The organism is Streptomyces sp. NPDC053493, from assembly GCF_044544825.1.
In the GTDB taxonomy this organism is placed as follows: Bacteria; Actinomycetota; Actinomycetes; order Streptomycetales; family Streptomycetaceae; genus Streptomyces.
In genome coordinates, this window is record NZ_JBITXS010000001.1 from 700,395 (window position 1) to 720,546 (window position 20,152).

18 protein-coding genes are annotated in these 20,152 nt (G+C 73.1%); 11 read left to right on the forward strand and 7 right to left on the reverse strand.

The features are described from left to right. Nucleotides 1-19 precede the first annotated feature (19 nt). Both ppgK and ACIGO8_RS03095 read right to left on the reverse strand, forming a co-directional pair. A complete protein-coding gene (ppgK, locus tag ACIGO8_RS03090) occupies nucleotides 20-778 on the reverse strand; it encodes a polyphosphate--glucose phosphotransferase (protein WP_399723142.1) in 759 nt (252 codons plus the stop codon). Between the two features lie 30 nt (nucleotides 779-808). Further along, nucleotides 809-1,828: a 4-hydroxy-3-methylbut-2-enyl diphosphate reductase gene (locus ACIGO8_RS03095; RefSeq protein WP_399723144.1), complete on the reverse strand. Its 1,020-nt coding sequence runs from the start codon at nucleotides 1,826-1,828 to the stop codon at nucleotides 809-811. Nucleotides 1,829-1,882: 54 nt separating this feature from the next. Here ACIGO8_RS03095 and ACIGO8_RS03100 point away from each other — a divergent pair, with 54 nt between their 5' ends. From ACIGO8_RS03100 to ACIGO8_RS03115, 4 genes are all read left to right on the forward strand, one after another. Continuing rightward, nucleotides 1,883-3,235: an APC family permease gene (locus ACIGO8_RS03100; RefSeq protein ID WP_399723146.1), complete on the forward strand. Its 1,353-nt coding sequence runs from the start codon at nucleotides 1,883-1,885 to the stop codon at nucleotides 3,233-3,235. Between the two features lie 885 nt (nucleotides 3,236-4,120). Next, entirely contained in the window at nucleotides 4,121-5,338 is a 1,218-nt protein-coding gene (gene xseA, locus ACIGO8_RS03105) for an exodeoxyribonuclease VII large subunit (RefSeq protein ID WP_399723148.1), read from the forward strand. A 112-nt stretch (nucleotides 5,339-5,450) separates the two neighbouring features. Next, a complete protein-coding gene (locus ACIGO8_RS03110; protein ID WP_399723150.1) occupies nucleotides 5,451-5,690 on the forward strand; it encodes an exodeoxyribonuclease VII small subunit in 240 nt (79 codons plus the stop codon). Nucleotides 5,691-5,855: 165 nt separating this feature from the next. Further along, on the forward strand, nucleotides 5,856-6,446 hold the full coding sequence (locus tag ACIGO8_RS03115) for a malonic semialdehyde reductase (protein ID WP_399723152.1): 591 nt from the start codon (nucleotides 5,856-5,858) through the stop codon (nucleotides 6,444-6,446). A gap of 115 nt (nucleotides 6,447-6,561) precedes the next feature. Here ACIGO8_RS03115 and ACIGO8_RS03120 read toward each other — a convergent pair whose 3' ends face one another. Beyond that, entirely contained in the window at nucleotides 6,562-7,104 is a 543-nt protein-coding gene (locus ACIGO8_RS03120) for a DUF4245 domain-containing protein (protein ID WP_399723154.1), read from the reverse strand. 119 nt (nucleotides 7,105-7,223) lie between these two features. Between ACIGO8_RS03120 and glpX the strand changes: the two genes are divergently transcribed. Beyond that, a complete protein-coding gene (glpX, locus tag ACIGO8_RS03125) occupies nucleotides 7,224-8,255 on the forward strand; it encodes a class II fructose-bisphosphatase (protein WP_399723156.1) in 1,032 nt (343 codons plus the stop codon). 136 nt (nucleotides 8,256-8,391) lie between these two features. Here glpX and ACIGO8_RS03130 read toward each other — a convergent pair whose 3' ends face one another. Both ACIGO8_RS03130 and ACIGO8_RS03135 read right to left on the reverse strand, forming a co-directional pair. Beyond that, nucleotides 8,392-8,766, reverse strand: coding sequence for a WhiB family transcriptional regulator (locus ACIGO8_RS03130; protein ID WP_399723158.1), 375 nt, complete (start codon nucleotides 8,764-8,766; stop codon nucleotides 8,392-8,394). Nucleotides 8,767-8,921: 155 nt separating this feature from the next. Next, nucleotides 8,922-9,617 (reverse strand): DUF1707 domain-containing protein, encoded by a 696-nt coding sequence (locus tag ACIGO8_RS03135; protein WP_399723159.1) that lies wholly within the window; start codon nucleotides 9,615-9,617, stop codon nucleotides 8,922-8,924. A 237-nt stretch (nucleotides 9,618-9,854) separates the two neighbouring features. Between ACIGO8_RS03135 and ACIGO8_RS03140 the strand changes: the two genes are divergently transcribed. The 5 genes from ACIGO8_RS03140 to ACIGO8_RS03160 all read left to right on the forward strand — a co-directional run bounded on the left by ACIGO8_RS03140 (nucleotide 9,855) and on the right by ACIGO8_RS03160 (nucleotide 17,181). After that, nucleotides 9,855-11,549: a fumarate hydratase gene (locus ACIGO8_RS03140; protein WP_399723161.1), complete on the forward strand. Its 1,695-nt coding sequence runs from the start codon at nucleotides 9,855-9,857 to the stop codon at nucleotides 11,547-11,549. 181 nt (nucleotides 11,550-11,730) lie between these two features. Then, the gene (locus tag ACIGO8_RS03145) at nucleotides 11,731-14,547 is read left to right on the forward strand and encodes an AAA family ATPase (RefSeq protein ID WP_399723163.1); all 2,817 of its coding nucleotides are present in this window, start codon (nucleotides 11,731-11,733) and stop codon (nucleotides 14,545-14,547) included. Nucleotides 14,548-14,664: 117 nt separating this feature from the next. Further along, nucleotides 14,665-15,537: an NAD-dependent epimerase/dehydratase family protein gene (locus tag ACIGO8_RS03150; protein WP_399723165.1), complete on the forward strand. Its 873-nt coding sequence runs from the start codon at nucleotides 14,665-14,667 to the stop codon at nucleotides 15,535-15,537. Next, on the forward strand, nucleotides 15,530-16,348 hold the full coding sequence (locus tag ACIGO8_RS03155) for an MBL fold metallo-hydrolase (protein WP_399723167.1): 819 nt from the start codon (nucleotides 15,530-15,532) through the stop codon (nucleotides 16,346-16,348). Before ACIGO8_RS03150 ends, ACIGO8_RS03155 begins: the two co-directional genes overlap by 8 nt. Before the next feature lie 182 nt (nucleotides 16,349-16,530). After that, complete coding sequence (locus ACIGO8_RS03160) at nucleotides 16,531-17,181, forward strand: HAD family acid phosphatase (protein WP_399723168.1); 651 nt, start codon at nucleotides 16,531-16,533, stop codon at nucleotides 17,179-17,181. A 63-nt stretch (nucleotides 17,182-17,244) separates the two neighbouring features. On the opposite strand, the gene ACIGO8_RS03165 is transcribed toward ACIGO8_RS03160, so the two are convergent. Next, entirely contained in the window at nucleotides 17,245-17,760 is a 516-nt protein-coding gene (locus tag ACIGO8_RS03165) for a dirigent protein (RefSeq protein ID WP_399723169.1), read from the reverse strand. 94 nt (nucleotides 17,761-17,854) lie between these two features. On the opposite strand from ACIGO8_RS03165, the gene ACIGO8_RS03170 reads away from it, so the two are divergent. Further along, nucleotides 17,855-18,526: a lipoprotein gene (locus tag ACIGO8_RS03170; RefSeq protein ID WP_399723171.1), complete on the forward strand. Its 672-nt coding sequence runs from the start codon at nucleotides 17,855-17,857 to the stop codon at nucleotides 18,524-18,526. Nucleotides 18,527-18,582: 56 nt separating this feature from the next. On the opposite strand, the gene ACIGO8_RS03175 is transcribed toward ACIGO8_RS03170, so the two are convergent. Continuing rightward, the gene (locus tag ACIGO8_RS03175; RefSeq protein ID WP_399723172.1) at nucleotides 18,583-20,127 is read right to left on the reverse strand and encodes a ricin-type beta-trefoil lectin domain protein; all 1,545 of its coding nucleotides are present in this window, start codon (nucleotides 20,125-20,127) and stop codon (nucleotides 18,583-18,585) included. Nucleotides 20,128-20,152: the final 25 nt, after the last annotated feature.

Sequence of the window (20,152 nt, forward strand, 5' to 3'; positions counted from 1 at the left end):
TCCACACGTCGCGTACGAGCTATCCCACCCTCACCGCCGCCGCCCTCGCCGCCATCGCCGCGCCCACGATGCCCGCGTCGTTCTGGAGCTTCGCCGGGACGATCTCGGCGCGGACGCCCTCGATCAGCGGGAGGAACTTGTCCGCCTTGCGGCTGATCCCGCCGCCGATGATGAAGAGCTCGGGCGAGAACAGCATCTCCACGTGCGCCAGGTACTTCTGCAGGCGCTTGGTCGCCCAGTGCTCCCAGCTCAGCTGTTCGTCCTCGCGGGCCTTGGACGAGGCGCGCTTCTCGGCGTCGTGGCCCTTGAGCTCCAGGTGGCCGAGTTCCGTGTTCGGGACGAGGCGGCCGTCGGCGAAGAGGGCGGAGCCGATGCCGGTGCCGAGCGTCAGCATGACGACGGTGCCCTTGCGGCCCTTGCCCGCGCCGAAGGCCATCTCGGCGATGCCGGCCGCGTCGGCGTCGTTCAGGACGGTCACCGGGAGCCCGTCGAGACGGTCGCCGAGCAGCCGGCCCGCGTCGACGTCGATCCAGCCCTTGTCGACGTTGGCCGCCGTACGGATCGTGGAGCCGGTGACGACGCCGGGGAAGGTGACACCGACGGGCCCGGTCCAGCCGAAGTGGCGCACGACCTCCGCGACGCAGCCCGCGACGCCGTCGGGCGTCGCGGGCTGCGGGGTGAGCACCTTGTGGCGCGGTTCGGCCAGCTCGCCGTGTTCCAGGTTGACGGGCGCGCCCTTGATTCCCGAGCCGCCGATGTCCACTCCGAAGACGTTCATGAACATCAACGTAACCGCCCGGGCCCTGCCTTACTCCTTTTCGAGCAGCGCCGCCGCCTCGGCGCGCAGGTCCTTGTTGCGCAGCTCCTTCGGCAGCGAGAAGGTCAGCGACTCGTCGGCCGTCTTGACCAGCTCGACGTCCACGTAGCCGCGCTGGGACAGCCACTCCAGGACCTCCTGGACGAGCACGTCCGGGACGGAGGCGCCGGAGGAGAGGCCGACGCTGGTGACGCCCTCCAGCCAGGTCTCGTCGATCTCGCTGGCGAAGTCGACGAGGTACGCGGCGGGCGCGCCGGCCTGCTTGGCGACGTCGACCATGCGCTGGGAGTTCGAGGAGTTCTTGGAGCCGACGACGATGACGAGCTCGACCTGGCCGGCCAGCTCCTTGATGGCCTGCTGGCGGTTCTGCGTGGCGTAGCAGATGTCGTCGGAGGGCGGGGAGATCAGCTGCGGGAACTTCTCCTTCAGCGCGTCGACCGTCTCCATGGTCTCGTCGACCGACAGGGTGGTCTGGGAGAGCCAGACGACCCGGGACGGGTCGCGCACCTCGACCTTGGCGACGTCCTCGGGGCCGTCGACGAGCTGGATGTGGTCGGGCGCCTCGCCGGAGGTGCCGATGACCTCCTCGTGGCCCTCGTGGCCGATGAGGAGGATGTCGAAGTCCTCCTTGGCGAACCGCACGGCCTCCTTGTGGACCTTGGTGACCAGCGGGCAGGTGGCGTCGATGGTCGCGAGCCGGCCCTGGCGGGCCTCCTCGTGGACGGTCGGGGCGACGCCGTGGGCGGAGAACATCACGATGTTGCCCGGCGGCACCTCGGTCGCCTGGTCGACGAAGATGGCGCCCTTCCGCTCCAGGGTCTGTACGACGTACTTGTTGTGGACGATCTCGTGCCGGACGTAGATCGGGGCCCCGTACTGCTCCAGGGCCTTCTCCACGGCGATCACGGCGCGGTCCACGCCCGCGCAGTAGCCGCGGGGCGCGGCGAGCAGGACACGCTTCGGGCGGTTGGTGGCGGGCGTCGGCGCGGGCGTCGCAGTCATGGTCCCCATCGTAAGGCCGCGTCGATGGGCGGTTTCGTCACCGCCGTGGCCGAGACTGGCGCCATGGCTGAGGATGCGCGGGCGGCGGAAGCGGAACACCGGGGCCTTCGGCGGAGTCTCGGCTTCCGGGACCTCGTCGTCTACGGACTGCTGTTCATCGCGCCAATGGCGCCGGTCGGCGTCTTCGGCACCCTCGACGCCAAGTCGCACGGTGCGGTCGCACTCGTGTACGTGGTGGCGACCGTGGCGATGGCCTTCACCGCCTTCAGTTACGCCCAGATGGTGCGGGTCGCGCCGCGGGCCGGCTCCGTCTTCACGTACGCGCGTACGGCGCTGGGCGAGGGCCCGGGCTTCGTCGCCGGCTGGATGGCGATGCTCGACTACCTGCTCATCCCGGCCGTCGCGTACCTCTTCGCCGGCATCGCCATGGAGGCGCTGGTCCCCGAGGTGCACCGGTGGGTGTGGACCGGGATCGCGGTCGTCGTGACGACGCTGCTCAACCTGTGGGGCGTGCGGGCCGCCGCCCGCGTCGGCTTCGCGGTGCTGGCGATGGAGATCGTGGTGCTGCTGGTGTTCGTGGTGTCGGCGGTGATCGTGCTCGTACGGGACGGGGCGCAGCGCGACTGGTGGTCGCCGCTCACGGGTGACGGCGGGTTCTCGGCGTCGGCGGTGATCGGGGCGGTGTCGGTGGCGGTCCTGTCGTACCTGGGCTTCGACGCGATCGCCTCCTTCGCCGAGGAGGTGACGGGCGGCCCGCAGAAGGTGGCGCGGGCGGTGCTGTTCTGCCTGGCGCTGGCGGGCGTGCTGTTCGTGGCGCAGACGTGGCTGGTGGCGCTGCTCGAACCGGCGTCCTCGGCGGAGCTGGCGCGGGACCCGGCGAAGCAGGGCTCCGCGTTCTACGACGCGGTGGACACGTCCGTCGGCGGCTGGCTGCACGACCTGGTGGCGGTGTCGAAGGCGATCGGCGCGGCGTTCGCGGCGCTCGCCGGGCAGGCGGCGGGCGGGCGACTGCTGTTCGCGATGGGCCGCGACCGGCGCCTGCCGCAGGTGCTGGCCCGTACGGACTCGGGCGTGCCGCGGGTGGCGCTGCTCGTCTCGGCGGCCGTGACGATGGTCGCGGCGGTGTGGGCGGCGCGGCGGGACGACGGGCTCGACCATCTGGTGTCGGTGGTCGACATCGGGGCGCTGACGGCGTTCGTGCTGCTGCACGCGAGTGTGATCGGCTGGTTCGTCGTCCGCCGGATGGCGGGGCCTCCGCGCTGGCTGCGCCACCTGGTGGCGCCGCTTCTCGGTGCGGCGATTCTCATCGCCGTCATCGTGGAGGCGTCCGCGACGGCGCAGGTGGTGGGCGTCATCTGGCTGGGGGTGGGGCTGGTGGTCCTCGCGGTCCAGGGCGCGCGCCGCCCGGAGGCGTAGCGCCGAGTCCTGCCGGGACCTGGGCCCGTCGCGCCCCTCCGCCCGAGCGGGCCGCGCCCCGCCGCTGCGGCCCCGGCCCCGCTGAGCGGTCTACGCCCGCTGACGCGGCGCCCCTCCGCCCGAGCGGGCCCCGCCCCGCCGCTGCGGCCCCGGCCCCGCTGGGCGGTCTACGCCCGTTGGCGCGGCGCCCCTCGCCGTCCACCGCGTTGTGGGCATTCGTTCCGCTGGGCCCGGGCGGGCGCCCGTCGCTACCGCGTCGTAGGCCCTCCGCCCGCGGTTGTGGGCCTGCGCCCCGCCGTTGTGGGCATTCGTTCCGCTGGGGCGGAACGGGTGGGCACAACGGACGGCGCCCCTTGCCGGGCCTAGGCTCCCGGGCCTGGACCCGCACCCGGAGTGCGACGCCCATGGGGTGCGGGTCAAGGCGCAGGTGCGGAACGCCCCCGCAAAGGGCGCCGTCCCGTGTGCCCACCCGTCCCGCCCCAGCGGGACGAATGCCCACACGGAGGGGACCAAGGGCGCCGCGCAAGCAGGCGCCATCCGCACGGAGGTGGACCGGCGCGCCGCGCAAGCGGGCGCAGCCCGCACGAGGCGGGGGGCGCGGCCTGCACGGACGCGGGCGCGGGCCCGCACGGAGGTGAGCGAAGGGCGCCGCGCAAGCGGGCGCAGCCCGCACGGAGGTGGACCGGGGGCGCCGCGCCAGCGGGCGCAGCCCGCACAGGGGTGGGCGACGAGGGCGCCGCGCAAGCAGGCGCCACCCGCACGGGGCGCAGCCCGCGCGGGTGGCGGGCGCGGGCCCGCATGGAGGTGGACCGGGCGCGGCCGGCACCGAGGTGGCGGAGGGCGTCGGGGGGCGGGGGTGTCGGAGGGGGCCGTTACGCTCGGCGCATGGGTCTGAACACGTCAGCCGAAGCGCCCCTGCCCGTCGGCGAGGTCTCCCGGCTCATCGGGGGATGGATCGACCGGCTCGGGGCGGTGTGGGTCGAGGGCCAGATCACGCAGTTGTCGCGGCGGCCGGGTGCCGGGGTGGTGTTCCTGACGCTGCGGGATCCCTCGTACGACATCTCGATCAACGTCACCTGCTACCGCACCGTCTTCGACGCCGTCGCCGACGTCGTGTCGGAGGGCGCGCGCGTGGTCGTGCACGCGAAGCCCGAGTGGTACGCGCCGCGCGGCCAGCTGTCACTGCGGGCCGCGGAGATCCGGCCGGTCGGGATCGGCGAGCTGCTGGCACGCCTGGAGATGCTGAAGAAGTCGCTGGCCGCCGAGGGCCTCTTCGCGCTCGACCGCAAGCGGCCCCTGCCGTTCCTGCCGCAGCTGATCGGCCTGGTCTGCGGCCGTGCGTCGGCCGCCGAGCGGGACGTCCTGGAGAACGCCCGCCGCCGCTGGCCCGCCGTCCGCTTCGAGGTGCGCAACGTCGCGGTGCAGGGCGTGAAGGCGGTGCCGCAGGTGATCCAGGCCGTCAAGGAGCTGGACGCGCACGAGGACGTGGACGTGATCGTCGTGGCCCGCGGCGGCGGCAGCGTCGAGGACCTGCTGCCGTTCTCGGACGAGCAGCTGATCCGCGCGGTCGCCGACTGCCGTACGCCGGTGGTGTCGGCGATCGGCCACGAGCCGGACTCCCCGCTGCTCGACCTGGTCGCCGACCTGCGGGCGTCCACGCCGACCGACGCCGCCAAGAAGATCGTCCCCGACGTGGGCGAGGAGCTGGAGCGGGTGCGCGGGCTGCGCGACCGGGCGCTGCGGTGCGTGCGCGGGCTGCTCGAGCGCGAGGAGCGGGGCCTCGCGCACGCGCTGGCCCGGCCGGTGATGGAGCATCCGCAGCGGATGGTGGAGGTGCGGGAGGACGAGCTGGACGCGCTGCTCGCGCGCAGCCGCCGGACCCTGGGTCATCTGCTCGACCGGGCGGACTCGGAGCTGTCGCACACCCGCGCCCGGGTCCGGGCGCTGTCGCCGGCGGCGACGATGGAGCGCGGGTACGCGGTCCTGCAGCGGGCGGACGGCTCGGTGGTGCGCGACCCGGAGGAGGTCGCGGCGGACGAGGAGCTGCGGGCGCGGGTGGCCGCGGGCGAGTTCCGGGTGCGGCGCCTGCCCGACCCGGCCTGATCCGCCCGCCCCTCGCCCGCCCCCTCGACCTGCTCGGCCTGGTCGGCCTCATTCATCGACACGACAGACGCGACAGAAGCGAAACAGCGCGCAACAGACAGAAGGAGAAGTCATGGGAACGGATACGGGCACGGGCACGGCGGAGAACGCGCTCGGCTACGAGCAGGCCCGCGACGAGCTCATCGAGGTCGTCCGGCGCCTGGAGGCGGGCGGCACGTCCCTGGAGGAGTCGCTCGCGCTGTGGGAGCGCGGCGAGGAGCTGGCGAAGGTGTGCCGGCGCTGGCTGGAGGGCGCCCGGGCGCGTCTGGACGCCTCGCTCGCGGCGGAGCGGGACGCCGACGAGGAGGAGTGATCACGCGGGCCCTCCCGGGCCCCGTCCACGACCCCGTACACTGAACCTGTGAAGCGGATCACTATCCGGTTGCGATAGTTGAAACTTCACCTATTCCGGGCGTACTGTCGTGACATCGCTCGAACCCCGACGAGCGAGCCCCTTGCAGTCCGGAAGGTACGAAGCATGTCTCTCGCCCTTGACCCCGCCGCCCAGGACCTCCTCTTCCGCGAGGCCCGTACCGCCAACACGTTCACCGACGAGCCGGTGACCGATGAGCAGGTCCAGGCGATCTACGACCTGGTCAAGTACGGCCCGACCGCCTTCAACCAGACGCCGCTGCGCATCACGCTGGTCCGCTCCCCCGAGGCCCGCGAGCGCCTCGTCCAGCACATGGCCGAGGGCAACCAGGCCAAGACCAAGGCCGCCCCGCTGGTCGCGATCCTCTCCGCGGACAACGAGTTCCACGAGGAGCTGCCGGCCCTGCTCCCGCACTTCCCGCAGGCCAAGGACATGTTCTTCGCCGAGCGCCCGGCCCGTGAGTCCTCCGCGCTCCTGAACGCCGCCCTCCAGGCCGCGTACTTCATCATCGGCGTCCGCGCCGCGGGTCTGGCCGCCGGCCCGATGACGGGTGTCGACTTCGCCGGTCTCCAGAAGGAGTTCCTGGACGACGACCACACCCCGCTGATGGTCGTCAACATCGGCAAGCCGGGCGAGGACGCCTGGTTCCCGCGCTCTCCCCGTCTGGCCTACGACGACGTGATCACCACCGTCTGATCGGCTCCCGGACGTACGGAAGGGCCCCCGGTGCACCGCACCGGGGGCCCTTCCACATACCCGCGCGCCCTTCAGCGCGCGCCCTTCCGGGCTCCCGCTAAGCCTGCTACGCCTTCTACGCCTTCTGTGCCTTCTGCGGCTGCAGCGCGCCCGCCAGCTGCGCGAGGCGGTCGAAGGATGCCGTCCCCGTCACCACGGTCGTCGCGCCGCCCTCGGAGCGCACCAGGGCGTCGTACTTCGGGCCCTCCCAGCGCTGCCAGACCTGCCCGCCGACCGTCTGGGTCTTGCCCGAGTTCTTCGCCTGGAGCGTGACCTCGGGCACGTACTTCGCCGGATCCTCGGTGGACTGGTTGACCGCCACGTACTGGGTGTCCGGGTCGAGGAAGCCGAGCCGCCAGGCGTCGTGGTCCTCGCGCCGGTACGAGACGACCGTCGCCTTCCACTCCTCGCCGAGGCCCTCCGGGGCCAGCACCGGGTACGGCGCCGCCCGCTGGGCCGTCAGCAGCTCCACCCGGTAGTCCTTGGCCTGGACCGGGCTCGCCTTCTCGTCGTGCGGGATGAAGAGATACATCACGCCCGCGGCGACCATGATCACCGCAAGGGACTGGAACATCCCGCGTACCGTCTGCCTGCCTCGCATACCTGCCACGCCCACCATGGTCGCATCATGGTGGTGTGCTCATACGTGGGCCCCTCTGCTCAATTTGTCGACCTGACGATAGAGTCACAGGCAACCCTCCGTTCCCCGGCCGTCGCCGTACAGAAAGGTGCGCTCCGATGACCGAGCACCACCTGCCGCCCGAGCTCGAGGTCTCCCCCGAGGCCCCCGACCGCAACCTCGCCCTCGAACTGGTCCGGGTCACCGAGGCCGCCGCGATGGCCGCGGGCCGCTGGGTCGGCCGCGGCGACAAGATCGGCGCGGACGGCGCGGCCGTGAACGCCATGCGGACCCTGATCTCCACCGTCTCGATGAACGGCGTCGTCGTCATCGGCGAGGGCGAGAAGGACGAAGCCCCGATGCTGTTCAACGGCGAGCGGGTCGGCGACGGCACCGGCGCCGAGGTCGACATCGCCGTCGACCCGATCGACGGCACCACGCTCAACGCCAAGGGCATGCCGAACGCGATCGCCGTGCTCGCCGCCGCCGACCGCGGCGCCATGTTCGACCCGTCCGCGGTCTTCTACATGGACAAGCTGGTCACCGGCCCCGAGGCCGCCGACTTCGTCGACATCAACGCGCCCGCCTCGGTCAACATCCGCCGGGTCGCCAAGGCCAAGGGCATGACGGCCGAGGACGTCACCGTGGTCATCCTGGACCGCCCGCGCCACGAGGGCATCGTCAAGGAGATCCGCGAGACCGGCGCCCGCATCAAGTTCATCTCCGACGGCGACGTGGCCGGCTCCATCATGGCCGCCCGCGAGGGCACCGGCGTCGACCTGCTGATGGGCATCGGCGGCACGCCCGAGGGCATCATCTCGGCCTGCGCCATAAAGTGCCTGGGCGGTGTGATCCAGGGCAAGCTGTGGCCCAAGGACGAGGCCGAGCGCCAGAAGGCCCTCGACGCCGGGCACGACCTGGACCGCGTGCTCAGCACCCACGACCTGGTCAGCGGCGACAACGTCTTCTTCGTCGCCACCGGCATCACCGACGGCGAGCTGCTGCGCGGCGTGCGCTACCGCTCCGAGACGGCGAGCACCCAGTCGCTCGTCATGCGCTCGAAGTCCGGCACGATCCGCCAGATCGACTCCACGCACCGGCTGTCGAAGCTGCGCGCGTACAGCAAGATCGACTTCGACCGGGCGAAGTAGCCCGGGAGCGGGCGGGGCGGGCCGGAACCGGGCCACCGGAAGGCCGGGCCGCCCCGCCCCCCCGTCCGCGACGGTACGAAGAGGGGCGCCCCCATGTGCGGTGGGAGCGCCCCTTCCCGTACGGGCCGTGGACCCGTCAGCCGGCCTTGGCGATCCGCTCGGCCGCCGCGGCCTTGCGGAGCTCGACCTCGCGGCGACGGCGGCGGGCGAGCACCACGCGGCGCTCGGCGGCGGTGAGGCCGCCCCACACGCCGTACGGCTCCGGCTGGAGCAGCGCGTGCTCGCGGCACTCGACCATCACCGGGCAGCGGGCGCAGACCTGCTTGGCGGCCTCCTCACGGGAGAGCCGGGCGGCCGTGGGCTCCTTGGAGGGCGCGAAGAAGAGTCCGGCCTCGTCCCGGCGGCAGACCGCTTCCGTGTGCCAGGGGCCGGCCTCGTCCTCCCGAGCGGGGGTGCGCTGGGGCGGCACGGCGGCGGCGACCCGGAGGGGCTGATGCGGCGTGTGCAGCACGGTCTACTCCTGACGACGGCTTCCGCGAGCGAACGAGCGACGATGCCCCAGCCCTACCCGCTGTGCGCGCGCCTATGCACTGCGTGCCGCGCTGTTCCGCAGCGCGGACACCGGACGGCGAATTCCGGTCACCCGCGACAAGCGGAACGCGAGGGTCAGTGGCCGAGATGCTTGCGCAACTTGTCCTGAACCCTGTTCTGCAGGTCGGTGATCCACTTGCCGCGCCTGGGCTTGGCGTCCACGTTGCCGAAGAAGGCGTAGCCGTTGACCACGACGACCGGGGCCTGCGGGTCGGAGCCCTCCAGGGTCACCACCTCGAAGTTGCCGAAGATGCCCGTGCCGCTGCCGCGCAGCGTCACGTTCTCCGGGACGCGGACCTCGACGTTGCCGAAGACCGAGGTCGCGTTGATCGTGGTGAGACGCTGGGTGAAGATCGCCTCGGTCAGGTCGATCTCGACGCTGCCGAACAGCGAGAAGGCGTTGGTCCTGCGGCCCACCCGCCAGCGGCCCTTGCGGGTGGTGACGGAGAAGACCGCGATCAGGTTGTCCGCGGGGCCCTGGGAGTCGTCCGGACCGTAGAGCGGCTCGGGCGCGGAGGCCGGGCGGGCGCCGGCGGCGGGCAGGTCCCGCACGATCGGCTCCAGCTCGCCGACGGTCTTGGCGCCGTAGACGGCGTCGATCCGCTCCGAGTGCTCCTCGGCGTCGATCCGCCCCTCCGCCAGGGCCTGGCCGAGGATGTCCGCGATCCGGTCCCGGTCGGCGTCCGAGGCGCGCAGCGAGCCCTGAGGATCGGCGAAGCCGGGCCGGGGCGCGGGCGCGGGCGGCTGCTGAGGCTGCTTTTCGAGGTCCACGGCGCCAGCCTAGCGAAACGCGATAGATCGCGACCAGGGGTCGCGTGCGTGTCCTGTGGACAACTCTCGGCCTGTGGACAACTTCCCGCCGGGCCGGAAACACGCCAATCCGGCGGGGTTCCGGCGCCGAGTGAGCCTTACCTCACAGGATCGGGCCCGTGGGCGCGTCATACGCTGGAGGGCGCGCCGCCAACGGAGGCGGCGCTGCTGTCTGCCGAGTGAGGAATGGCCGCCGTCATGTCCCCTGTTTCCCGCCCCTCCGGCCCTGCGTTCGCGTACTCCGATCTGCTCCCGCTGGGAGAGGACACCACGCCCTACCGCCTGGTGACCTCCGAAGGTGTCTCCACCTTCGAGGCCGACGGCCGCACGTTCCTCAAGGTCGAGCCGGAGGCGCTGCGCAAGCTGGCCGCCGAGGCGATCCACGACATCCAGCACTATCTGCGCCCGGCGCACCTGGCCCAGCTGCGGAAGATCATCGACGACCCGGAGGCGTCGAGCAACGACAAGTTCGTCGCGCTCGACCTGCTGAAGAACGCGAACATCGCCGCCGCGGGTGTCCTGCCCATGTGCCAGGACACCGGCACCGCGATCGTGATGGGCAAGCGCGGCCAGAACGTCCTCACCTCGGGCCGCGACGAGGAGGCCCTCAGCAAGGGCATCTACGACGCGTACACCAAGCTCAACCTGCGCTACTCCCAGATGGCCCCGGTGACGATGTGGGAGGAGAAGAACACCGGCTCGAACCTGCCCGCGCAGATCGAGCTGTACGCGACCGACGGCGGCGCCTACAAGTTCCTCTTCATGGCCAAGGGCGGCGGCTCCGCCAACAAGTCGTTCCTCTACCAGGAGACCAAGGCGGTCCTGAACGAGGCCTCCATGATGAAGTTCCTGGAGGAGAAGATCCGTTCGCTCGGCACGGCCGCCTGCCCGCCGTACCACCTCGCGATCGTCGTCGGCGGCACCTCGGCCGAGTTCGCGCTGAAGACCGCCAAGTACGCCTCCGCGCACTACCTGGACGAGCTGCCCACCGAGGGCTCGGCCGAGACCGGACACGGCTTCCGCGACAAGGAGCTGGAGGAGAAGGTCTTCGAGCTGACGCAGAAGATCGGCATCGGCGCGCAGTTCGGCGGCAAGTACTTCTGCCACGACGTCCGTGTGGTCCGCCTGCCCCGCCACGGCGCCTCGCTGCCCGTCGCGATCGCCGTGTCCTGCTCGGCCGACCGCCAGGCCGTCGCGAAGATCACCGCCGAGGGCGTCTTCCTGGAGCAGCTGGAGACCGACCCGGCGCGCTTCCTGCCGGAGACCACGGACGAGCACCTCGAGACCGAGGGCGACGTCGTGAAGATCGACCTCAACCAGCCCATGGACGAGATCCTCGCCGAGCTCACCAAGTACCCGGTCAAGACGCGCCTGTCGCTGACCGGCCCGCTGGTCGTGGCGCGCGACATCGCGCACGCCAAGATCAAGGAGCGCCTGGACGCGGGCGAGGAGATGCCGCAGTACCTGAAGGACCACCCGGTCTACTACGCGGGCCCCGCCAAGACGCCCGAGGGCTACGCCTCCGGCTCCTTCGGCCCGACCACGGCCGGCCGCATGGACTCCTACGTCGAGCAGTTCCAGGCGGCGGGCGGCTCCAAGGTCATGCTGGCCAAGGGCAACCGCAGCAAGCAGGTCACGGACGCCTGCGGCACGCACGGCGGCTTCTACCTGGGCTCGATCGGCGGCCCGGCGGCGCGCCTGGCCCAGGACTGCATCAAGAAGGTCGAGGTCGTCGAGTACGAGGAGCTCGGCATGGAGGCGGTCTGGAAGATCGAGGTCGAGGACTTCCCGGCGTTCATCGTCGTGGACGACAAGGGCAACGACTTCTTCCAGAACCCGGCCCCGGAGCCGACGTTCACCCACATCCCGGTCCGCGGCCCCGGTCTCGGCTAGTCCGCGCAGACCGAGTCCGCGCAGGCTGGGTCCGCGCCGCACCCGACAGGCCCTCGGCTCCGTGCCGGGGGCCTGTCCCGTTCCGCCGGGGGCCGGCCTCGTTCCGGCGGGGTCCCGTCCCGTTCCGGCGGGGTGACACCATGATCGGCACGAGGCGGCGGGGCACGAGGGGGGCATACCGATGGCCGACGACGGGGGACTGAGCGGGCGGGCCCGGGAACTGGCCGCGCTGGAACGGCTGTTGGCCGGAGCGGCGGAGTGCCGGGGCGGGGCCGTGGTGGTCCGCGGCGAGGCGGGGTCGGGAAAGACGGCCCTGCTGGAACGGGTCGGCGCGCTGGCGGGCGAGGCCGGGCTGCTGCTGAGCTGCTCCGGCGTGGAGTCGGAGGCGGCGCTTCCGTACGCCGGACTCCAGGTGCTGCTGCGCGGCACGCTCGACCGCGCCCGGAACCTGCCGGAGCGCCAGCTGCGGGCGCTGCGCGGCGCGATCGCCTCGGAGGACGCGCCGGCCGGTGACCGCTTCCTGGTCGGGGCGGCGACGCTGAGCCTGCTCGGCGAACTGGCCGAGGAGCGCCCGGTGGTGGTCCTGGTCGACGACGCGCACTGGCTCGACCTGGAGACCGTCGACGCGCTGCTCTTCGCGGCCCGCCGGCTCGGTGTGGGCCGGGTGGCCATGGTGTTCGCCGCGCGCGAGGGTTCGCCGGCCTTCGACGGCGCGCCGGGCCTGCCGCTGCTGCACCTGGGGCCGCTGAGCGACGAGGAGGGCGCGGCGCTGCTCGCCGGCCACGCACCCGGTCTGGACGCGGCGGTGAGCAGCCGGATCCTCGGCCTCGCGCAGGGCAATCCGCTGGCCCTGGTGGAGCTGGTCGGCGCGCTGACGGCGGCTCAGCGGGACGGCAGCGAGCCGCTGGACGCGCGGGAGATCGCCGTGCTGCCGGCGTCCTGGCGGGTGCGGCGGATCTTCGACGAGCGGATCCGGGCGCTGCCCGCGCCGACCCGGCTGCTGCTGACGGTCGCGGCGGCCGACGACACCGGTGACGTGGCCCTGGTGCTCGCGGCGGCGGCCCGGCTCGGGGCGGGCGCCGGGGACCTCGGGCCCGCGGAGGCGGCGGACCTGGTGCGGGTGGCCGGGCGCCGGCTGGTCTTCCGTCATCCGCTGGTGCGGGCCGCGGCGTATCAGGGCGCGGTGCTGGCCGAGCGGACGGCCGCGCACCGGGCGCTGGCGGACGCGGCGCCCGCGGGCGGCGACATGGGCCGCCGGGCCTGGCACCTGGCGGCGGCCACCGTCGGTTACGACGAGGAGGTCGCCGCCGAACTGGAGCGCAGCGCGGAGCTGTTCCGTTCGCGGGGCGGCCGGGCGGCGGTGGCGGCGGCCTATCGCCGGGCGGCGCGGCTGACCGAGGATCCGGAGTCGCGTTCGCTGCGGCTGGCCGCCGCGGCGGCCGCGGCGGCGGAGGCCGGGCAGGTGGAGCTGGCGGCGTCGCTCGCCGACGAGGCGGGCGCGGTGAGCAGTCCGCCGGCCCTGGCGCGGCTGGCGAGCGTGCGGGCGGCGCTCGAGCACAGCCGGGGCCGGGCGGAGTCGGCGCGGCTGCTGCTGGTCGAGGCGACCCGCGAGGTGACGCCGCACCGGCCGGCGACGGGTGCGTGGCTGCTGTTCGAGTCGGCGGCGATGGCGTGGGACGCGCCGGATCCGGTGGCGGCGGCCCGGGACACCCGGGCGCGGGTGGCCGGTCTGGATTTCGGCGACTGCCCGGTGCGGCGGGGCGCGGGCGGTGTGCTGGACGCGCTGGCGGGTGATCCGGTGGTGGGCGCGGCGGCGATCCGGGAGTTCGCCGGTTACGTGGTGCGCACCCGGCACGAGCGCAGTCTGGCGGACCAGGTGCGGCTGCACGGCTGGGACATGCTGCTCGGCGAGTACCGGGGCGTGCTGGACGAGGCGGTGGCCCTGGAGCAGGAGTGCCGTGCGGAGGGCGCGGTGGGTGTGCTGCCGCGGGTGCTGCTGCGGCTCGCGCGCTGCCGGCTGTTCCTGGGCCGGCACCGGGACGCGTACACGACGGCGGTGGAGGGTCTGGAGATCGCGCTGGACACCGGGCAGCGTCATCTCGCCTCGCTGCTGAGCTCCGTGCTGTCCCTGCTCGCCGCGCTGGACGGTGACGAGGCCGGCGTGGCGGAGCCGGGCGGCGAACTCGGCGCCGGTGTCGTCCCGCACGCGGTCTCGCAGTCGAGGGCGCGGGGCATGCTCGACCTCGGGCTCGGCCGCTACGACGACGCGCTGCGGCGGTTCGCCGCGCTCACCGACGGTCCGTACCGGCATCTGATGCTCGCCGTGCACAGCCTGCCCGACCAGGTGGAGGCGGCCGTGCGGGCCGGCCGGGCCGCCGAGGCAGGTCCGGCGCAGGAGCGTTTCACCCGGTGGGCGATATCCGCCGGGACGCCGTGGGCGCGGGCCGTGGAGCTGCGCTGCCGGGCCCTGCGTGCGCCGGACGAGCAGGCGGAGCGGTGGTACGAGCGGGCGCTCGACGCGCACGAGGGCGACGGCCGGCCGTTCGAGGAGGCGCGGACGCGGCTGCTGTACGGGGAGTGGCTGCGGCGGGCGAAGCGGCGGGCGGCGGCCCGGGAGGCGCTGACGGCGGCGCTCGGCGCCTTCGAGCGGACGCAGGCGCGGGCGTGGGCGAACCGGGCGCGCACGGAGCTGCGGGCGGTCGGCGCCGCTCCGGCCCCGTCGCCGGCCGGGCCGGATCTCGCGGGCCGGCTGACTCCGCAGGAGCTGCGGGTGGTGCGGCTGGCGGCGACGGGCCTGAGCAACCGGGAGATCGGCGCGCGGCTGTTCCTCAGTCCCCGCACGGTCGGCTATCACCTGTCCAACGCCTATCCGAAGCTGGGCGTGACGTCGCGGGCCGCGCTCGGCGCGCTGGGCGCCCTGGACCTGGGCCTGGACCCGGGCCTCGGTCCGGACCCGGGCCCGGACCTGGGTCTGGGCATCGGCCCGAACCCGGGCTGACGGGGCGGGCATCCGTGCCAGGGCCCGGTAGGGCACCCCGGTCATCTGACGGATCCGCGGGCCCCGGCCCGGTTCCTAGTGTTCCTACCGTTCGACGATCGACGACGGGAGTGGGGCATGAAGGTTCTGGTGCTGGGAGCCACCGGCTACATCGGTTCCGCAGTGGTGTCGCGGCTGACCCTGGAGGGCCACGACGTGGTCCCTCTGGTGAAGGACGCGTCCGCGCTGGGCGCCGACGTGCCGGTGCGGGTGGGTGACCTGACCGATCCGGACTCGCTGCGCGCCGCGGTGACGCAGGACGTGGACGCGGTGGTGAACCTGGCGACGCCGACCGGCGACGAGGCCGTGGACACGGCCGCCCTCGACGCGCTGACCGGCCCGCTGCGCGGCACCGGCCGGGCGTTCGTCTACACCAGCGGCGTGTGGGTGCTGGGCGCCACGGGCGACGCGGTGGCCGACGAGGAGTCGGCGACCGACCCGATCGGCATCGTCGGCTACCGGCCGCGGATCGAGCAGCGGGTGCTGGCCGCGGCCGGGGACGGCGTGCGCGCGGTGGTGATACGCCCGGGCATCGTGTACGGCCGGGGCGGCGGCATCCCGGCCCTGATGACCGGCTGGGCCCGGGAGCACGGCACCGGCCGCTACGTCGGCCCGGTCGCCACCCGCTGGCCGATGGTGCACGTGGACGACCTCGCCGAGCTGTACGCCCTCGCGCTGACCAAGGCCGAGGAGGGCACGGTCCTGCACGGTGTGGCGCACGAGTCGGTCCCGGTGGCGGCCGTCGCCGCCGCCGCGGACGTCGCCGCGGGCGGAGCGGGCCGGGCCGAGCCGTGGCCGGAGGCGCGGGCCGCCGAGGTGCTCGGCGCGCCGTTCGCCGAGGCGCTCGCGCTCGACCAGGTGGTGTCGGGCCGGCGCGCCGTGGACGAGCTCGGCTGGCGGCCGAGCCGCCCGTACGTCCTCGCCGAGCTGTCCGGAGGCGTCCGTGGCTGACACCGCGCTCCTGACGCTTCCGATCTGCCGCACCTGCGGCACGCAGTACGCCGCCGCGCGCCCGGACTGTCCCGTCTGCCTCGACGAGCGGCAGTACGTGGGCGCCGACGGGCAGCAGTGGACGAGCCTCGCGGAGCTGCGCGCCGAGGGTCACACCGGGCGCTTCGAGGAGCAGGGCCCGGACGTGCTCGGCGTCGGCTACACGCCGTCGTTCGCGATCGGCCAGCGCGCGCTGCTGCTGCGCACCTCGGCCGGGAACGTGCTGTGGGACTGCGTGCCGTACCTCGACGACGCGATGGTGCGGGCCGTCGAGGAGCTCGGCGGCATCGACCACATCGCGATCAGCCATCCGCACTTCTACTCGACGATGGTGGAGTGGGCGCACGCCTTCGACGCGCCGGTCCATCTGCACGAGGCGGACCGGCGGTGGGTGGGCCGGCCCGATCCGGCGGTGCGGTTCTGGAGCGGGCGGACGCTTCAGCTGTCCGACGAGCTGACGCTGATCAATCCGGGCGTGCACTTCCCGGGCAGCGCGGTGCTGCACTGGAGCGCGGGCGAGGGCGCACTGTTCACCGGTGACGTGGTCAACGTCTGCCCGGACAGCCGCTGGGTGACGCTGATGTACAGCTACGCCAACCACATCCCGGAGCGTCCGGACGCCGTCCGCGCCGCCGCCGACCTGCTCGCCGGCTACCGCTTCGAGCGGATCTACGGCGCGTGGTGGGACCGGGTCGTGACGTCGGGCGGCAACGAGGTCCTGGCCCGTTCCGTCGAGCGCTACCTCCGCTTCGAGGAGGGCCTCGTCGGCTGACGTACGGCGACGGACCGGTCCGTTCGGCCCGACCGCCGCCCTCGGGCGGCGGTCGGGCGGCCCCTCGGTCGATCTCCGGTCAGATTTTCGCTACCGACTGGTAGCCCTGCGGCCCCCTACTGGCCAGTATGAGACGCGAGCATGTCAACCACTGAGCCGGTCGACCACCTCGGGAGCCCCCCATGCCCTCCGCCGCGCCTTCCGCCGCCACCCAGGCCAAGGCGGCCAGGACCGCCGCCGCCCTTGGCCTGACCGCCGTCCTCGTCGTCGGCGTCGCGCCCGCCGCCTCCGCCGCGGACCCCGACAGCCACGTCACCTCGGCCGCCGCCCTCAAGGACGTCGACTACGGCACCTGGCGCAAGGACGTGGCCGCGGTGGTCGCCGAGGCCCGCCCGTACATCGAGGCGCGCGCCCAGGACGCCGGCCGCGAGAAGCAGGCCATCGTCCTGGACATCGACAACAGCTCGCTGGAGACGGACTTCCACCCGTTCTGGGAGCTGCCGACGCCCGCCATCGCCGATGTCCGCGACCTGGTGCGCGACGCCCACGACCGCGGTGTGGCCGTCTTCTTCGTCACCGCCCGGCCGGGCATCATCCACTCCCTGACCGACTGGAACCTGAGGAAGGCCGGCTATCCGGTCGACGGCCTCTACGTGCGCTCCCTGCCCGACCTGTTCGCCGAGGTCAGCGCGTACAAGACGGAGAAGCGCGCGGAGATCGAGGCCAAGGGCTACACGATCGTCGCGAACATCGGCAACAACACCACCGACCTGGTCGGCGGCCACGCCGAGCGCACCTTCAAGCTGCCCGACTACGGCGGCAAGCTGTCGTGACGCCGGGTCGGCTCAGCGGTCGGCGGTGCTCAGCGGTCCGTGATGCTCGGCGCTCGGTGATGCTCAGCGGTTGGTGATGTGGAACTCCATCCGCTCGTAGTCGCCGTCGGGTGTCACCCGGATGTAGCCGTGCGCGTTCTTGAAGTCGCCGGTGCCGCCGGTGACGGCGATGTCGAAGGCGGCCGGTGTCTGCGCGCCGGTGCTGAACGTGGTGAGGGTCTGGGCGGTGAGCTGGCCGCCCGGGCCGCCGTTCAGGACGAAGGTGCCCGAGCAGGTCGCGTCGACCTGGCTGTCGGAGGTGCGCACGACCGCGCACGTCCCGCCGTCCCGGCCGACCTTGTCCCCGCCCTTGGTCTTGAACAGGTCGTCCGCGAACGTGAAGGTGTCCCCGACCTTGGGCGGCGGGCCGCTGCTCCCGGTGCCGCCGGGAGCGTTGCCGTCGCCGACCTCCTTGGCGTAGAGCGTGAAGTCGAAGCCGTCGCCGTCGTCGTGGGCGGCGGCCGGCACGGCGGTGGCGAGCGTCACCGCGGTGACCGCGCAGGCGCCGAAAACGCCGATCCTCCTGAAGCTGCGCGACATGTGCTGCCTCCCGTGGGTGGCGGATCTCCCCGAGGCCTTCCGCCATTGTCAGGCCGTCGACGGAGGCCCGCACCCGTTCGTGGATGATGAGCGCATGCCTGAGAGAGCACCCATACGTACGGCGGTTCCCGTCGCCCTGCTGGCGGCGGGGCTCCTGCTGACCGGCTGCGGCACGGCCGCGACCGGGGATCCGGCCGCCCCGCCGGCCACCGCGCCGGCCACCGCGTCGGCCACCGGCGAACCGTCGAAGAGCCCGGACACGGCCGTCGGCGCCGCGCCGGCGGCCGGCAGCCTCGGCGGGGCCGGCACGGCCTGCGCGCTGCCCGTCTCCTTCTCGCTGGCCAAGGACTGGCGGCCGAAGGCGGTCAGGGACCCGGAGAACCCGGAGTTCGCGGAGCTGACCCGCCAGGGCCCGGCGACCGTCCGCTGCGAGGTGGACGCCAAGCCCGCGGGCAACATCGGCTTCCTGAGGGTGTGGACCGCTCCGAAGGGCGCCGCGCGGGCGACGCTCGAGGGCTTCGTGAAGGCGGAGAAGGGCTCCACGGGAGCCGTCTACAAGGAGACGAAGGCGGGCGCCCTGCCGGCCGTCGAGGTCGTGTACTCGGTGCACAGCGAGCTCCTGGACGAGACCAAGGAGGAGCGGGCCTTCGCCGTCGAGAGCGCGAAGGGCACGGTCATCGTGCACCTCGGCGGCCTCGACAGCGAGGAGCACAAGGAGATGCGTCCGGCGTACGAGCTGGCCCGGACCAGCCTCAAGCCGCTCTGAGCACGGCCGTGGCCCCCGCCCCGCGAGGAGACGGGGGCCGCCCGCGTGGGGCGTCGTTACGCGACGAACCGCTGGTTCGCCGAGCCGTTGCAGTTCTGCAGCCGGACCGGCTCCCGCGCCGCGCCCTGGGTCAGGCACAGCCCAGTCGCGGCGGCCGGGCGGAGGGTGTCGCCGTCGCGCACGAAGCCCTGGTTGGCGGCGCCGTGGCAGTTCCAGAGGATGAGCGCCGTGCCGGCCTGGTAGGCCGCGCCGGGCACGTCCAGGCAGCGGTCCTGGGTGAGCTGGGTGTGGACGGTGCGGCGGGCGGAGTCGTACCACCAGCCCTGGTTGCGGCCGCCGTGGCAGTCCCAGCCGAGGACGGCGGTGCCGTTGGCGGACTCGGAGGCGTTGACGTCGAGGCAGTTGCCGGTGGCCGCGTTCCTCAGCGGCTTGTACGCGTCGTCCCAGGCGAGCGGGAAGAGGGTGGGCGTTCCGGTGGAGTTGACGTCGGCGCAGCCGGCCTCGCGCAGGCCCGTGGCGTAGATCTGGGTGAGGCAGGACGCGAAGGCGGCGTGGCCGCTCTTGTTGGGGTGGAAGGACTGGCGTACGGAGTTCTCGTCGGGCGTGCCGGGCTTGGAGAGGTCGATGTAGAGGCCGCGGGCCCAGGTGTCCTCCATGCAGACCTCGTGGCCGTGGAAGAGCCGCGAGTTGTCCAGGAAGACGGCGCCGGTGTCGGCGGCCGCCTTGCGCATGCCGCGCTCGAAGGCGGGGACGGCGGTGTTGCGGCCCCACTTGGTGTCGGAGTCGTAGCCGAGGCCGCCGCAGGAAAGCTTGCCGGGGAAGTTCGGGTTGTCGTAGAAGTCGGGTCCGATGGGGCTCGGGTAGCCCATGAGGACCAGCTTGTAGTCGCCGTCGGCGTATCCGGCGTCGCGCATCACGGTCCTGAGGTCGCGGACGGTCTGCTCGACCTTGGGGACGAGGGCGTCGACGCGGGCCTGCCAGCCGGGCGCGTACTTCGGTTCGCAGGCGCCCTGGAGGAGCAGGTAGCGCTGGACGCAGTCGGTCATCACGGGGCCGAACTGGAGGTCGTCGTTGGCGCCGGCGACGAGCACGACCATCTTGATGCGGGTGTTGCGGGCCTTGACGGCCAGGTTGTCGCTCTGGACGAGCTCGTCGGCGTACTGCTTCGAGCCGCCGATGCGGATGTTGCCGGTGTAGGCGCCGGAGCAGGACACGTTGAACGTGAGGTCCGCGGGGATGCCGGTGCGGTGGATGGCGGCGTCGGGCGAGCGGTGGCACCAGTTGGTGGGGCCGTTGGTGGGCGACTCGTAGGTCCCGACGCCCTCGCCGGAGATCTCGCTGTCGCCCAGCGAGATCAGCCCGGTCTTCCGCTGGGCGAGCGGGCGCTCCTCGGGGCTGCCGTAGATCCTGGTGGCCTCGGCGGCCCGGATCGCCTCCAGCTCGGGCGAGAGCGGTACGGAGGTGATTCCGGCCGCGGATCGGGCGGTGGTGCTCGTGTCGGCCGCACCGGCGGGCGTGGCGGCCGTCATGCTGCCGAGGGCCGCCGCGGCGGCGGCGACGGCCGCGATCGGCCAGCTGAGTCTGTACCTGGTGCGCGTCATTGCGCCTCCTGGAAGTGGGGTTACC

Bases quoted from the DNA above. Each gene is read 5' to 3' on its own strand.
- glpX (WP_399723156.1), top strand. From the start codon at position 7,224: ATGACCGAGCACCACCTGCCGCCCGAGCTCGAGGTCTCCCCCGAGGCC.
- xseA (WP_399723148.1), top strand. From the start codon at position 4,121: ATGGGTCTGAACACGTCAGCCGAAGCGCCCCTGCCCGTCGGCGAGGTC.
- ppgK (WP_399723142.1), bottom strand. From the start codon at position 778: ATGAACGTCTTCGGAGTGGACATCGGCGGCTCGGGAATCAAGGGCGCG.
- ACIGO8_RS03150 (WP_399723165.1), top strand. From the start codon at position 14,665: ATGAAGGTTCTGGTGCTGGGAGCCACCGGCTACATCGGTTCCGCAGTG.
- ACIGO8_RS03120 (WP_399723154.1), bottom strand. From the start codon at position 7,104: ATGGTGGGCGTGGCAGGTATGCGAGGCAGGCAGACGGTACGCGGGATG.
- ACIGO8_RS03170 (WP_399723171.1), top strand. From the start codon at position 17,855: ATGCCTGAGAGAGCACCCATACGTACGGCGGTTCCCGTCGCCCTGCTG.
- ACIGO8_RS03175 (WP_399723172.1), bottom strand. From the start codon at position 20,127: ATGACGCGCACCAGGTACAGACTCAGCTGGCCGATCGCGGCCGTCGCC.
- ACIGO8_RS03165 (WP_399723169.1), bottom strand. From the start codon at position 17,760: ATGTCGCGCAGCTTCAGGAGGATCGGCGTTTTCGGCGCCTGCGCGGTC.
- ACIGO8_RS03095 (WP_399723144.1), bottom strand. From the start codon at position 1,828: ATGGGGACCATGACTGCGACGCCCGCGCCGACGCCCGCCACCAACCGC.
- ACIGO8_RS03110 (WP_399723150.1), top strand. From the start codon at position 5,451: ATGGGAACGGATACGGGCACGGGCACGGCGGAGAACGCGCTCGGCTAC.
- ACIGO8_RS03100 (WP_399723146.1), top strand. From the start codon at position 1,883: ATGGCTGAGGATGCGCGGGCGGCGGAAGCGGAACACCGGGGCCTTCGG.
- ACIGO8_RS03145 (WP_399723163.1), top strand. From the start codon at position 11,731: ATGGCCGACGACGGGGGACTGAGCGGGCGGGCCCGGGAACTGGCCGCG.
- ACIGO8_RS03160 (WP_399723168.1), top strand. From the start codon at position 16,531: ATGCCCTCCGCCGCGCCTTCCGCCGCCACCCAGGCCAAGGCGGCCAGG.
- ACIGO8_RS03140 (WP_399723161.1), top strand. From the start codon at position 9,855: ATGTCCCCTGTTTCCCGCCCCTCCGGCCCTGCGTTCGCGTACTCCGAT.
- ACIGO8_RS03115 (WP_399723152.1), top strand. From the start codon at position 5,856: ATGTCTCTCGCCCTTGACCCCGCCGCCCAGGACCTCCTCTTCCGCGAG.